The organism is Streptomyces sp. NBC_01390, assembly GCF_045040105.1.
Classification (GTDB): Bacteria; Actinomycetota; Actinomycetes; order Streptomycetales; family Streptomycetaceae; genus Streptomyces.
The window spans coordinates 179,144-194,039 of sequence record NZ_CP109551.1; the positions used below are offsets into that span (position 1 = coordinate 179,144).

Consider the following 14,896-nt stretch of genomic DNA (forward strand, 5'->3'; position numbering starts at 1 on the left):
CGCGGTCAGGCACTCTCGCTCCCCAGTGCCAGCCGTACGAGGTCGTCCACGTCCATCTCCTGGATGCCGGCCGCCCGGTCGGACGCTTCCGGTGCGCCGCTCTGCGATTCCGGTCCGGCCAGCTTCAGCAGGGCGTCCAGCAGGCCGGAGCCACGCAGCCTGTCCAGCGGGATCGTGGACAGGGCGCGGGTGATCTCGTCGTCGGCCACGGCCGGCGCCGGGGCCTGCGGGGCTCCGGCGGGGGCGAGGCGTTCGGCGCAGTACCCGGCGACGGCGGCCGGGCTCGGGTAGTCGAACACCAGGGTCGCGGGGAGCCGCAGGCCGGTCGCCGCGTTGAGGCGGTTGCGCAGTTCCACGGCGGTCAGGGAGTCGAAGCCGAGCTGCCGGAAGGCGCGTTCGGGGTCGACGGCCGAGGCCCCGGCGTGGCCGAGCACATCGGCGGCGTGCGCGCACACCAGGTCGGCGAGCACGGTGCGGGCGTCGTCGGCGCCCAGACCGGCCAGCCGCCCGCGCAGCGCGTCCGCGCCGTCGCTGCCGCCGCCGGTGGCCGCCGTCCGGCGTACGGCGCCGCGTATCAGGGTCCGGAAGAGGGCGGGTACGGCTGCGACGCCCGCCCTGGCGCGCAGCCTGGCCAGGTCGAGCCGGACCGGCACCAGTACGGCGTCGTCCCGTTCGAGGGCGGTATCGAAGAGGGCGAGTCCCTCGTCGGAGGTGAGTGCCCCCACGCCGCCGCGGGAGATGCGCCGCAGGTCGACCTCGTCGAGGGTGCCGGTCAGGGTGGAGCGCTCGGCCCACATGCCCCAGGCGAGCGACTGTCCCGGCAGGCCCTGGGCACGCCGGTGCTGGGCCAGGGCGTCCAGGAAGGCGTTGGCCGCGGCGTAGTTGCCCTGGCCGGAGCTGCCGACGGTGCCGGAGGCGGACGAGAAGAGCACGAAGGCGGCGAGCGGGAGGTCGCGGGTCAGTTCGTGCAGGTTGAGCGCGGCGTCCGCCTTGGGGCGCAGGACGTGGTCGATGCGCTCGGGGGTGAGCGAACCGATGACTCCGTCGTCCAGGGTGCCGGCCGAGTGGACCACCGCGGTGAGCGGGTGGGCGTCGGGGACACCGGCGAGCAGTGCGGCCACCGCGTCGCGGTCGGCGGTGTCGCAGGCCGCGGCCTCCACCCGGGCACCCAGGGCGGTGAGTTCGTCGACCAGGGCGGTCGCCTCGGGGGCGTCGGCGCCGCGCCGCCCGGTCAGCAGCAGGTGCCGTACACCGTGCCGGGCGACCAGGTGACGGGCCACCAGGCCGCCGAGGACGCCGAAGGCGCCGGTGACGAGCACCGTGCCCTCGGGGTCCCACGGCTTCACGGCGGCGCCGTCGGTGTCCGCGGCCGGGGTCCTGGTCAGGCGGGGCGCGAGCGTCCGCCCGTCCCGTACCGCGAGTTGGGGTTCCGCGGCGGCGAGCGCGGCGGGCAGGGCCCTGAGGGCGTCGGCCGGTTCCTCGGCGTCGACGAGGACGAACCGGTCGGGGTGTTCGGACTGCGCGGAGCGCACCAGCCCCCACACGGCGGCGGCGGCCAGGTCACCGATGTCCTCGCCGGGTGCGGTGGCGACCCCGCCCCGGGTGATCAGGACCAGTCGGGTGTCGGCCCAGCGGTCGTCGGCCAGCCAGGTCTGGAGCAGGCGCAGGGTGTCGGCGAGCGCGGTACGTGCCGCGTCCGCGCTGTTCCCACCGGGCGGGCAGGCCGTGACGACCACGTCGGGCACGGTGGCGCCCGACTCCACGGCGGCGGTGAGCGCGTCGAGGTCCTGGTGGGTCTCGGGCAGCAGTTCAGCCGCGCCGAGCGCCGCCCACCGGCCGACGGGCGGTTCGGTGGTGGCGGGCAGGGCGGTCCAGTCGAGCCGGAACAGCGAGTCGCGGCTCTGAGTCGCGGCGCCGCGCAGTGCGTCCACGGCGATCGGGCGGATGGCGAGCGCGGCCACGTCGGCGACCGGCCGGCCGGCCGGGTCGGCGGCGGACAGGGCGACCGATCCCGTGTCGTCATAGCTGAGCCGTACGCGCAGTTCGGTCGCCCCGGAGGCGTGCAGGCGGACGCCTTCCCAGGAGAAGGGCAGCCGGGCGGTGCCGGGCTCGTCGTTCTGTTCGGCGCCGTCCGGGGTGGCGAGCCACAGGCCGTGCAGGGCGGCGTCCAGCAGCGCGGGGTGCAGCCCGAAGGCGGCGGCCCCGGTGTGCTGGTCCTCGGGGAGCTTTACCTCCACATAGACGTCCTGGCCGAGGCGCCAGGCGGCGTGCAGGCCGTGGAAGGCGGGACCGTAGCCGTAGCCGGCGTCGGCGAACCGCTCGTAGAGGCCGTCGACGGGCACGGGTTCCGCTCCGGCGGGCGGCCAGGCCGCGCCGTACGGGTGGGCCGTCGGGTCGTCGGCCGCGGCGGGGGCGAGGACGCCGGTGGCGTGGCCGGTCCACGGGGTGCCGTTGCCGTCCTCGGCGCGGGAGAACACGCCGAGTGTGCGCCGCCCGGTGTCGTCGGGCGCGCCGACCCGCACCTGGAGCTGGACGGTGGCGTCCCGGTCGAACACCAGCGGTGCCTGGAGGGTCAGTTCCTCGACCCGGGGGCAGTCCGCCTCGTCGCCGGCGCGGACGGCCAGTTCGACGAAGCCGGTGCCGGGCAGCAGGACCACGCCGGAGACCGCGTGGTCCGCGAGCCAGGGGTGGGTGCGGGTCGACAGACTGCCGGTGAGCACGAGGTCCCCGGTGTCGGCGACCTCGACGGCGGCGGAGAGCAGCGGATGACCGGTGGCGCCTGCTCCACGGGGTGTCGCGGCGGGCGGCTGGATCCAGTAGCGGCGCCGCTGGAAGGCGTACGTCGGCAGCTGGGCCGTGTTCTCGCCGGGGAGCGCGGCGGTCCAGTCGACCACTCCCCCGCGCACCCACAGTTCGGCCGCCGACAGCAGGACGCGTCGCAGTCCGCCCTCGTCGCGGCGCAGGGTGCCGAGGACGACGGTCTCGTGTCCGGCGGCCTCGGCGGTCTCCTCGACGGCCATGGTGAGCACGGGGTGCGGGCTGACCTCTACGAAGGAGGTGAACCCTTCGGCGGCCAGGGCGCGGACGGCGGGGTCGAAGCCGACGGTCTGGCGCAGGTTGCGGTACCAGTAACCGGCGTGCATGGCGGTGGTGTCCAGCCAGCCGCCGTCGTCGACCGTGGAGTAGAGCGGCACCTTGGCCGGCATCGGCTTGATGCCGGCGAGGGCGTCCATGAGCACGCCGTGGATCTCCTCGACGTGCTCGGAGTGGGAGGCGTAGTCGACGTCGATGCGCCGGGCGCGTACGCCCTTGGCCTCGCAGTCCGCGAGCAGGGCGGTGAGGGCGTCGGCGTCGCCCGCGACCACGGTGGTGGCGGGGCCGTTCAGCGCGGCGACCGACAGGGCTCCCGACCAGGGGGCGAGGGCTGTCTGTGCCTGGTCGGCGGGGAGGGACAGCGAGGCCATGCCGCCGCGTCCGGCGAGCGCGTCAAGGGTCTTGCTGCGCAGGGCGACCACCTGGGCGGCGTCCTCAAGGGACAGCGCGCCCGCCACCACAGCAGCGGCGATCTCACCCTGCGAGTGCCCCACGACGGCGTCCGGTACGACACCGAACGACCGCCAGACCTCCGCCAGCGACACCATCACCGCGAACAACGCGGGCTGCACCACATCGACCCGGTCCCACGCGCTGCCCGAACGCACCGCGTCCAGCAACGACCAGTCCACGAACGGAGCGAGCGCCCGCTCGCACTCCTCCATACGCGCCGCGAACACCGGCGACTCATCCAGCAACTCCCCAGCCATACCGGCCCATTGGGAACCCTGGCCAGGGAAGACGAAGACCGTACGGCCCAGGGTGTCGGCGACACCCCGTACGAGGTCGGGGGCGGTGGCGCCGTCGGCGAGCGCGGTCAGCGCGGCCGGGAGCCGGGTGCTGTCGCCGACGAGTACGGCGCGGTGCTCGAACGCCGTGCGGGTGGCCAGGGTGCGGCCGATGTCGGCGGGTGTGTCGTCCGGTGTCTCGGCCAGATGGGTGGTCAGGCGCGCGGCCTGGCCGTGCAGCGCGTCCGGTGACTTCGCGGACAGCGGCCAGGCGACGGGCAGGGCGGGCGACCCTTCGGGTGCCTGCTGCGGGGCCTCCTCCGGGGCCTCTTCGAGGATGGCGTGCACATTGGTGCCGCTCATGCCGAACGCGGAGATCCCGGCGCGGCGCGGGCGGCCGGTACGCGGCCACGGGGTCGGGTCGGTGACCACGTCGACGGCACCTGCCGTCCAGTCGACCTGGGTCGAGGGCCGGTCGACGTGCAGGGTGGGCGGCACGGTTCCGTGCTGGAGGGCCAGGACGGTCTTGATGACGCCGGCCACGCCCGCGGCGGCCTGGGTGTGGCCGATGTTGGACTTCAGGGAGCCGATCAACAGCGGGCGGCCGTCGGCGCGTTCCTGGCCGTACGTGGCGAGCAGGGCCTGGGCCTCGATGGGGTCGCCGAGCTTCGTACCGGTGCCGTGCGCCTCGACGACGTCGACGTCCGCCGCCGAGAGCCGGGCGTTGGCGAGGGCGGAGCGGATGACGCGCTGCTGGGAGGGGCCGTTGGGCGCGGTGAGGCCGTTGCTGGCGCCGTCCTGGTTGACGGCGCTGCCGCGCAGCACGGCCAGCACGGGGTGCCCGCGCCGCTGTGCCTCGGAGAGCCGTTCCAGCAGGATCACGCCGACGCCCTCGGCCATGCCCATGCCGTCGGCGGCGTCGGAGAACGCCTTGCAGCGGCCGTCGGCGGCCAGCCCGCGCTGGCGGGCGAAGCTGATGATGGCGCCCGGGCTGGACATCACCGCGACACCCCCCGCGAGGGCGAGCGAGCAGTCGCCGGCGCGCAGGGCCTGGGCCGCGAGGTGTACGGCGACGAGGGAGGCGGAGCAGGCGGTGTCGACGGTGACCGCCGGGCCCTCCAGGCCCAGGGTGTAGGAGATCCGGCCGGAGATCACGCTGGCCGCGCTGCCGGTGAGCAGGTGGCCCTCGTTCTCCTGGGTCTGGGCCACCGAGGCGCCGTAGTCCTGGTAGTTGACTCCGGTGAAGACGCCGGTGTCGCTGCCGCGCAGGAGGTCCGGGTCGAGGCCCGCGCGTTCGAAGGTCTCCCAGGACGTCTCCAGGAGCAGCCGCTGCTGCGGGTCCATGGCGACGGCCTCGCGCGGGGAGATGCCGAAGAAGTCGGCGTCGAACTCACCGGCGTCGTAGAGGAATCCGCCGTGCCGCACATAGCTGGTGCCAGGCTGGTCCGGGTCGGGGTCGAACATGGACTCCAGTGGCCAGCCGCGGTCGGTCGGGAACTCCGAGACGACGTCGCCGCCTTCCTCCAGCAGCCGCCACAGTTGTTCCGGGGTGTGCACCCCGCCGGGGAAGCGGCAGCTCATCGCGACGATCGCGATCGGTTCGTCGGCCGCCGCGCTGCCGGTGGGCGCGGGTGCCCGGTCGGCGGGTGCCCGGCGCTCGCCGAGTACCTCGGCGCGGATGTGTTCGGCGAGCACGGCCGCGGACGGGTAGTCGAAGACGAGGGTGGCGGGCAGCCGCAGGCCGGTGGCGGTGCGCAGCCGGTTGCGCAGTTCGACGGCGGTCAGCGAGTCGAAGCCCAGTTCCTGGAACGCCTTGCCGGGCCGCAGCTCCTGCGGGGAGTCGTGCCCGAGGACGGCCGCCGCGTGGGTGCGGACGAGGTCCAGGGTGACGCGGCGCTGTTCGGCGTCGGCCAGGCCGTCCAGGCGCTCGCGCAGCACGTTCGCGGCCGGGGTCGCGTCCGTGCCGGGGGCGGTGGCCTCCTCCAGTTGCCGCTTGGCCTCCGGTACGCCGGTGAGCAGTCGGCTGGGGCGTACGGAGCCGAAGACCGCCGCGAACTGCTCCCAGTCGACGTTGGCGAGGGCGATGACCGTCTCGTCGTCGTCGAGTGCCTGCTGGAGTCCGGCGAGCGCGAGGTCGGGCTCGATGAGCGGCAGGCCCTGCTTCTGGACGCGGTAGAAGTCGGACTCGTCGACGGTCTCGCGGACGGCCCACGGGTTGGCGGCCGACCAGACACCCCAGTCGACGGTGGTGGCGCTCAGGCCCCGGGCCCTGCGGTGTTCGGCGAGGGCGTCGAGGTAGGCGTTCCCGGCGGTGTAGGCGGCGTGGTTGCTGCTGCCCCAGACGCCGGCGATGGAGGAGAACATGACGAAGGCGTCGAGTTCGCGGTCGAGCAGTTCGTCCAGGTGACGGGCTCCATCCGCCTTCGCGGCGACGACCTCGGCGAAGGCGTCGAGCGGGGTGTCGTCCAGGGAGGCGAGCTGGATGTACGCGGCGGCGTGGAACACGGCGGTGACGGGCGTGCCCTGTTCGTCGAGCCCGGCGAGGAGCGCGGCGATCTGCTCGCGGTCGGAGACGTCGCACGCGGGCAGGGACAGCCTGGTCCCCAGCTCGGCGAGTTCGGCGCGCAGTTCGTCGGCTCCGGGTACGTCGGCGCCGCGCCGTCCGGGGAGGACGAGGTGCTCGGCGCCGCCCCGGGCGAGCCAGCGTGCGACGTGCGGTCCGAGGGCGCCGGTGCCGCCGGTGACCAGGACGGTCCCGCGGGGCTTCCAGGCGGGCCGGTTGCCGGGCAGGCGGGGGGCGCGGACCAGGCGGCGGGCGAGCAGTCCGGCGGCACGGACGGCGAGCTGGTCCTCGCCGGTGGCGCCGGAGAGGACCCCGCGAAGCCGGTCGCGGGAGCGGGAGTCGAGGGTCGGGGGCAGGTCGACGAGGCCGCCCCAGCGGGTGGGGTGTTCCAGGCCGGCGACCATGCCTGTGCCCCAGATCAGTGCCTGGTCGGGGGCGGTGAGCGGGTCGGTGTCGCCGGTGGAGACGGCGCCGCGGCCGGCGCACCACAGGGGGGCCTCGACGCCGAGGTCGCCGAGCGTCTGGACGAGGACGAGGGTGAGCGCCGAGCCTGCGGAGACCGCGGGATGGTCGGGGTGGGGGCGACCGGCGACCGCCAGCAGCGACAGGACGCCCTGCGGGGTGCGGCCGTCCAGGGCGCTGGTGAGCCGGTCCGCGAGGGTGGCGCGGTCGGCGTCCGCGTCCGCGAGGAGCACGGTGACGGCTTCGGCGCCCGCTTCGGTGACGGTCAGGACGACGTCCCGTACGAGCTGGTCGTCGGCGTGTCCTTCGGGCAGGACGACGAGCCAGGTGCCGGACAGGGCGGCGGCGGTCGGGTCGGGGACCGGCTGCCAGTCGACCCGGTAGCGCCAGGTGTCGACGGCGGCGTTCTCGCGCTGCCTGCGGCGCCAGGCGTTCAGGGCGGGCAGCACCGTGCCGAGTGTCTCGGCGTCCACGGCCAGGTTGCCCGCGGCCTCGGCTGTGTCGCCTCGCTCGACGATCCGCCAGAACTCGGAGTCGGCCTCGTCCTCGGCGCCCGCCCGCGCGGTCGGTTCGGCGCCCTGGAGCCAGTAGCGCTTGTGCTCGAACGGGTAGGTGGGCAGGTCGGTGCGGCGGGCGCCGGTGCCCTCGAAGAGGACCGGCCACCGCACCGGGACGCCACGCACCCACAGTTCGGCGGCCGAGGTGAGCGCGCGGCCGAGGCCGCCCTCGTCGCGGCGGAGGGTGCCGGTCACCACGGTCTGCGGGGCCTCGGCGTCCTCCAGGGTGTCCTGGACGGACATGGTGAGCACCGGGTGCGGTGAGACCTCGACGAAGACCTGGTGGCGCTGCTCGGCGAGGGAGCGTACGGCGCCGTCGAACTCGACGGTCTCGCGCAGGTTCCGGTACCAGTACCCGGCGTCCATGGCGGTTGTGTCGAGCCAGTCCCCGGTGAGGGTGGAGAACAGCGGCACCTGTCCGGCGACGGGCTCGATGCCGGCCAGCGCCCCGAGCAGTTCCTCGTGGATGCGTTCGACGTGCGCGGAGTGGGAGGCGTAGTCCACGGCGATGGTGCGGGCCCGTACGCCGTCCTCCTCGCAGGCCGCGATCAGCTCGCGCAGCGCCTCCGTGTCGCCGGAGACGACGACCGCGGTCGGTCCGTTGACGGCGGCGACGGAGAGACGCCCGGACCACCGGGCGACCAGTTCGACGGCGCGCTCGCGCCCGGCCGCCATGGAGACCATGCCGCCGTGCCCGGCGAGGGAGAGGATCGCGCGGCTGCGCAGGGCCACGACCTTGGCGCCGTCGTCCAGGGAGAGGGCTCCGGCGACCACGGCGGCGGCGATCTCGCCCTGGCTGTGGCCCAGTACGGCGTCGGGCTCGACGCCCCAGGAGCGCCACAGGGCGGCCAGCGACACCATCACGGCCCACAGCGCGGGCTGGACCACGTCGACCCGTTCGAAGGGCGGGGTGCCCGGGGCGCCGCGCAGCACGGCGTCGAGCGACCAGTCGACGTACGGCTCGAGGGCCTGTTCGCAGGCGGCGACGGAGGCGGCGAACACCGGTGAGGTGTCCAGCAGTTCGACCGCCATGCCGGCCCACTGGGCGCCCTGGCCGGGGAAGACGAACACGCGGCGGCCGTCGGTGTCGGCCGCGCCGCGGATCAGCCCGGGGACGTCCTCGCCGCCGGCCAGAGCGTCGAGGGCGGCCGACGGGGCGCCGCTCCCGGTGCCGAACAGCACCGCGCGGTGTTCGAAGGAGCTACGTCCGGTCGCCAGGGAGTAGCCGGTGTCCAATGGGTCGGGGGCGCTGCCCCGGGCGAGGTGGTCGCGCAGCCGCTGGGCCTGGTGTGCCAGGGCCTGCGGTGACTTGGCCGAGAGCACCCAGGGCAGCACGGGCGCGGCGGGCGCGGGCTGTGCGGCGGCTTCCTCGGGGGCGGGCGGGGCCTGTTCGAGGATGGCGTGCACGTTGGTGCCGCTGAAGCCGAAGGAGGAGATGCCCGCCCGGCGGGGCGCTCCGGTCTCGGGCCAGTCGCGTCCCTCGGTGAGCAGTTCGACTTCACCGGAGGCCCAGTCGACGTGCGGGGAGGGTTCCTCGGCGTGCAGGGTGCGCGGGAGTACACCGTGCCGCAGGGAGAGCACCGTCTTGATCACTCCGGCGACTCCGGACGCGGCCTGGGTGTGGCCGATGTTGGACTTGAGCGCGCCGAGCCACAGCGGGCGGCCGTGCGGGCGGTCCTGTCCGTAGGTGGCGAGCAGGGCGTCGGCCTCGATGGGGTCGCCGAGGGTGGTGCCGGTGCCGTGCGCCTCGACGACGTCGATGTCGGCGCCGGTCAGGCCGGCGTTGCTGAGCGCGTGGCGGATGACCCGTTGCTGGGCGAGGCCGTTGGGGGCGGACAGGCCGTTGCTGGCGCCGTCCTGGTTGACGGCGCTGCCTCGCATGACGGCCAGCACCGGGTGGCCGTTGCGCCGGGCGTCCGAGAGGCGCTCGAGGAGCACCACGCCGACGCCCTCGGCGAGACCCATGCCGTCCGCCGAGGCGCCGAACGCCTTGCAGCGGCCGTCTGCGGCGAGGCCCCGCTGCCGGGAGAAGCCGACGAACACACCCGGGGTGGCCATGACGGCGACGCCGCCGGCCAGGGCGAGCGAGCAGTCGCCGCCGCGCAGGGCCTGGGCGGCGAGGTGCATCGCGACCAGTGAGGAGGAGCAGGCCGTGTCGACGGTGACCGCCGGGCCCTCCAGACCGAGGGTGTAGGCGACCCGCCCGGAGACCACGCTGGCGGCGCCGCCCGCGACCAGATGTCCTTCGCCGCCCTCCGGCGACGAGCCCGCGAGCGAGGTGTAGTCCTGGTAGTTGACGCCGGCGAAGACACCGGTGGAGGTGGTGCGCAGGGAGGCCGGGTCGATGCCGGCCCGTTCCACGGCTTCCCAGGAGGTTTCCAGGAGGAGTCGCTGCTGGGGGTCCATGGCGACGGCCTCGCGGGGCGAGATGCCGAAGAAGGCCGGGTCGAAGTCGCCCGCGTCGTGCAGGAAGCTGCCTTCCCTGACGTACGAGGTGCCCTGGTGGTCCGGGTCGGGGTGGTAGAGGCGGTCCAGGGGCCAGCCGCGGTCGGCCGGCATGCCGGTCAGCACCTCGCCGCCCTCGGAGAGCAGCTGCCACAGCCGCTCCGGGGTGTCGATGCCGCCGGGGAAGCGGCAGCTCATCGCGACGATCGCGATGGGCTCGTCGGGGTCCGCGACGGGTACGACGGCCGCCGGGGCCGCTTCCGGGGCGGTGTCGCCGAGGAGTTCGGTGCGCAGGTGCTCGGCGAGGAGGGCCGCGCAGGAGTAGTCGAAGACGACGGTGGCGCGCAGCCGCAGGCCGGTGACCGTGTTGAGCCGGTTGCGCAGCTCGACGGCGATCAGCGAGTCGAAGCCCAGTTCACGGAAGGCCCGGTCGGGCAGCACCGCGTCGGCGGACTCGTGGCCCAGGACGGCGGCGGCGTTGGTGCGGACGAGCTCCAGCAGGGTCCGGCGGACCTCCGGCTGGGGCAGTCCGGCCAGGCTGCGGCGCAGTGTGGAGGCGTCGTCGGTGTCGCCGGGGGCCGCTTCGCTCCGGTCCTCGGCGAGGGCGCGGACGTCGGGGAGGCCGGCGATGAGAGGGCTGGGCCGTACGGAGGTGAACACGGGCACGAAGCGGGCCCAGTCGACGTCGGCGACCACGACGACGGTCTCGTCGTCGTCCAGGACGCGCTGGAGTCCGGTGATGGCCAGGCGCGGGTCCATGAAGGGGATGCCGCGTTCCAGCAGGGCGCGTTCGAGGTCGCTGGTGGCGAGGCCGCCGCCCTCGGCACTCCAGATGCCCCAGACCACGGAGGTGGCGGCGAGCCCCCGGCCCCGGCGGTTCGCGGCGAGGGCGTCGAGGTAGGCGTTGCCGGCCGCGTAGGCCGCGTGGTCGGCGCTGCCCCACACGCCGGAGACGGAGGAGTACAGGACGAAGGCGTCGAGGTCGGTGTCGGCGAGGACGGCGTCGAGGTTGGCGGCGCCCTGGACCTTCGCGGCCAGGGTGGCGTTCATGCTCGCCGGGCTCTCGTCGCGTACGGGGACCAGCTGGGCGGCGGCCGCGGTGTGCAGGACGGCGCGGACGGGATGGCCGTCGGCGGCGACCCGGTCGACGAGCGCGGCGAGCGCCTCGCGGTCGGTGATGTCGCAGGCGGCCAGGGTCACTCCGGTGCCCAGGGCGGTGAGTTCGGCCTCCAGTTCGGCGGCGCCGGGGGCGTCTGCGCCGCGGCGGCTGACGAGGACCAGGTGCTCGGCGCCGCCGCGGGAGAGCCAGCGGGCGGCGTGTGCGCCGAGCCCGCCCGTGCCGCCGGTGACGAGGACCGTGCCGGAGGGCCGCCACGGAGCTGATGCGGCGGGGGCGGAGGGCGTGGCGCGGACGAGGCGGCGGGCGTATGCGCCGGCGGACCGGATCGCGATCTGGTCCTCGTCGCCGGCTCCGGCCAGGAGGTCGGCGAGCAGTTGTCCGGCGCGTGCGTCGCACTGCTCCGGCAGGTCGATCAGACCGCCCCACAGGCCCGGGTGTTCCAGCGCCGCCGTGCGGCCGAAGCCCCAGGTGAGGGCCTGGTCCGGATGAGGGACCGGGTCGGACGGACGCACCGGGACGGCGCCCGTGGTGACACACCAGAGCGTGGTCCGCACCTCAAGTTCGTCCAGCGCCTGGACCAGCGCGGTGGTGAGCGCCAGGCCCACGGGCAGAGCGGGCAGCCCGTCGAGTGGCCGCTCGTCGAGGGCCAGCAGGGAGAGGACTCCGGCGGGGGCGCTGTCGGTGTCGGTGTCGGGCGTTTCGGCCAGCAACTCGCGCAGGAGGTCGGTGAGCCTGGTCCGGTCGGTGTGGGTGTGGTCGAGGACAACGAGTTCGGGGTCGGCGCCGCGCTCGCGGAGCGCCTCGACGGCACGGGTGACCGTGTCGTCATCGGCGTGGCCGTCCGGGACGAGGACCGGCCAGCGGCCCGTCAGCGGCCCGGCGGTGCGGACGGTGAGCCGCTGCCAGTCGACGTGGTAACGCCAGCCGTCGAGGACGGCGCGGTCGCGGCGGCTGCGGCGCCAGGTGGAGAGGGCGGGCAGGACGTCGCTCCAGCTGGCGGCCTCGACGCCGAGCGTGGCGGCGACGGCGGCGACGTCCTCGCGTTCGACGGCGGCCCAGAAGGCGGCGTCCGCCGGGTCGGTGACCTCCGTGCCGGCGCCGGGCAGGGTCTGCGGCTCCAGCCAGAAGCGCCGGTTCTGGAAGGCGTACGTCGGCAGCTCGACCGGCTCGGGCCGGTGCGCGGCGAACACGGCCGCCCAGTCCACCCGTACGCCGTGCACATGTACCTGGGCGAGGGCGGTGAGGACCCGGTGCAGGCCGCCCTCGTCCCGGCGCAGGGTGCCGGTGACCAGGCTCGGCGGCGCCGGGACCGCCGTGTCGGGGTCGGCGAGGTCGTCGAGGATGTCCTGCGTCGGCACGGCGAGCACCGGGTGCGGGCTGATCTCGACGAAGACGCGGTGACCGCGTCCGACGAGGTCGCGTACGGCGGCGTCGAACTCGACGGTCTGCCGCATGTTGCGGAACCAGTAGTCGGCGTCCAGGCCGGTCGTGTCGAGCGGTTCGCCGGTCACCGTGGAGCAGAACGGGATCGCGGAGGCGGCCGGCCGTACGCGGGCGAGTGCGTCGAGCATGCGGTCGCCGAGCGGGTCCATGTGTGCGGAGTGGCCGGCCACGTCGGCTGCGACCCGGCGTACCCGTACCTCGCGTTCCTCGCACTGCTGGAGGAACTCGTCCAGGGCCTCGGGGTCACCGGAGACGACCGCGGAGGCCGGGCCGTTGACGGCGGCGACCGACAGCCGGCCGTCCCACGCCCGCAGGCGCTCCCGCAGGGTGTCCGCGGGCAGCGCCACGGAGGCCATGCCGCCGGTGCCGGACAGTTCCAGCTGGGCGCGGCTGCGTACGGCGACGATGAGGGCGGCGTCGGCGAGGGTGAGGGCGCCGGCGACGTACGCGGCGGCGATCTCACCCTGGGAGTGGCCCACGACGGCGTCGGGTTCGACACCGTAGGACTGCCACACCGCGGCGAGCGAGACCATGACGGCGAACAGCACGGGCTGCACGACGTCGATGCGGTCCAGCGGCGCGGCGTCCGGCTCCGCGCGCACCACCGCCGACACCGACCAGTCCAGGTGCGGGGCGAGGGCCTCTTCGCACTCGGCCATGCGGGCGGCGAACACCGGTGACTCGTCGAGGAGTCGACCTGCCATGCCCACCCACTGGGAGCCCTGGCCGGGGAAGACGAACACGGTCTTGCCGTCGCCCGCGCCGGTGCGGCCGGTCACTGTCTCGGCGGCGCTGCCGCCCGCGGCGACGGCCGCGAGTCCGCGCAGGAAGCCGTCGGACCGGTCGGCCACGACGACGGCCCGGTGCTCGAAGGCCGAGCGGGAGGCCGCGAGGGAGTGGCCCACGTCCGCCGGGCGGAGGCCGGGGCGGTCGGCGAGCCAGGAGGCCAGGCGGGCGGCCTGGTCGCGCAACGCCTCGGGGCTGCGGCCGGAGAGCAGCCAGGGCACGGTCGCCCGGGGAGTCTCGACGGGCGCGTCCTGCGGCTCGACGGCGTCGGGCTCCTCGGCTGCGGGTGCCTGCTCGATGATGACGTGCGCGTTGGTGCCGCTCATGCCGAACGACGAGACGCCCGCACGGCGCGGCCGGCCGGTCTCGGGCCAGTCGAGCCGCTCGGTGAGCAGCCGTACCCCGCCAGAGCTCCAGTCCACGTGCGGAGTCGGCGCGTCGACGTGCAGGGTCTGCGGCAGGACACCCTGCCGGATCGCCATGACGACCTTGATGACACCGGCCAGGCCTGCGGCGGCCTGGGTGTGGCCGATGTTGGACTTGATCGAGCCGAGCCACAACGGCTGGTCCCCGTCGCGGTCCTGGCCATAGGCGGCGAGCAGGGCGTCGGCCTCGATGGGGTCGCCGAGCCGGGTGCCGGTGCCGTGCGCCTCGACGACGTCGACCTCGGCCGGTGAGAGCTGGGCGTCGGCGAGGGCGGAGCGGATGACGCGCTGCTGGGAGGGGCCGTTGGGCGCGGTGAGGCCGTTGCTGGCGCCGTCCTGGTTGATGGCGCTGCCGCGCAGCACCGCGAGCACCGGGTGGCCGTTCGCCCGGGCGTCGGAGAGCCGCTCCACCAGGAGCACCCCGACGCCCTCGCCCCAGCCGGTACCGTCGGCCGCCGCCGCGAAGGGCTTGCTGCGGCCGTCGGCGGCGAGGCCGCCCTGGCGGGAGATCTCCACGAAGGCGCCCGGCAGGGCCATCACGTTGACGCCGCCGACGAGGGCCAGCGAGCACTCCTCGTTGCGCAGGGACTGCGCGGCGAGATGCAGTGCGACCAGGGAGGCGGAGCAGGCCGTGTCGACGGTGACGGAGGGCCCCTCCAGCCCCATGACGTAGGAGACGCGCCCGGACATCACGCTGATCGCGTTGCCGGTCATCAGGAAGCCCTGGACGCCCTCGGGTGCGCCGTCGGCCAGGGACATGTAGCCCTGGTCGATGGAGGCGGCGAACACGCCGGTACGGCTGCCGCGCAGCGAGACGGGGTCGATGCCGCCGCGTTCGACGGCCTCCCAGCAGGCCTGGAGCATCAGCCGCTGCTGCGGGTCCATGGCCAGCGCCTCGCGGGGCGAGATGCCGAAGAAGTCCGGGTCGAAGCCGCCGGCGTCGTCCAGGAAGGCCCCGGTGACGGGTACGCCGTCGCCGGCCAGCCGGGCGGCGTCCCAGCCCCGGTCGGCGGGGATCCCGGCGTAGGTGTCGCGGCCGTCCGCCACCAGGTCCCACAGGTCCTCGGGGCTGTGCACCCCGCCGGGGAAGTGGCAGCTCATGGCGACGACGGCGATGGGCTCCCGGCTGCGCTCCTCGGCGTCCTTCAGCCGTCGCCGGGTCTGCTGCAGATCGATGGTCACGCGGTTGAGGTAGTCGCGGAGCTTCTGCTCGGTCTGGTCACTCACTGGGCATCCTCGCCTTCTCCTGGAAACGGCCGTACGTGGATCCGGGG

At 74.9% G+C, this 14,896-nt stretch carries 1 protein-coding gene; it reads right to left on the reverse strand.

All coding sequences use genetic code 11. The annotated features are described in order from the left end of the window. Positions 1 to 5: 5 nt before the first annotated feature. Positions 6 to 14,849 (reverse strand): type I polyketide synthase, encoded by a 14,844-nt coding sequence (locus OG241_RS00820; RefSeq protein ID WP_405812818.1) that lies wholly within the window; start codon positions 14,847 to 14,849, stop codon positions 6 to 8. Positions 14,850 to 14,896: the final 47 nt, after the last annotated feature.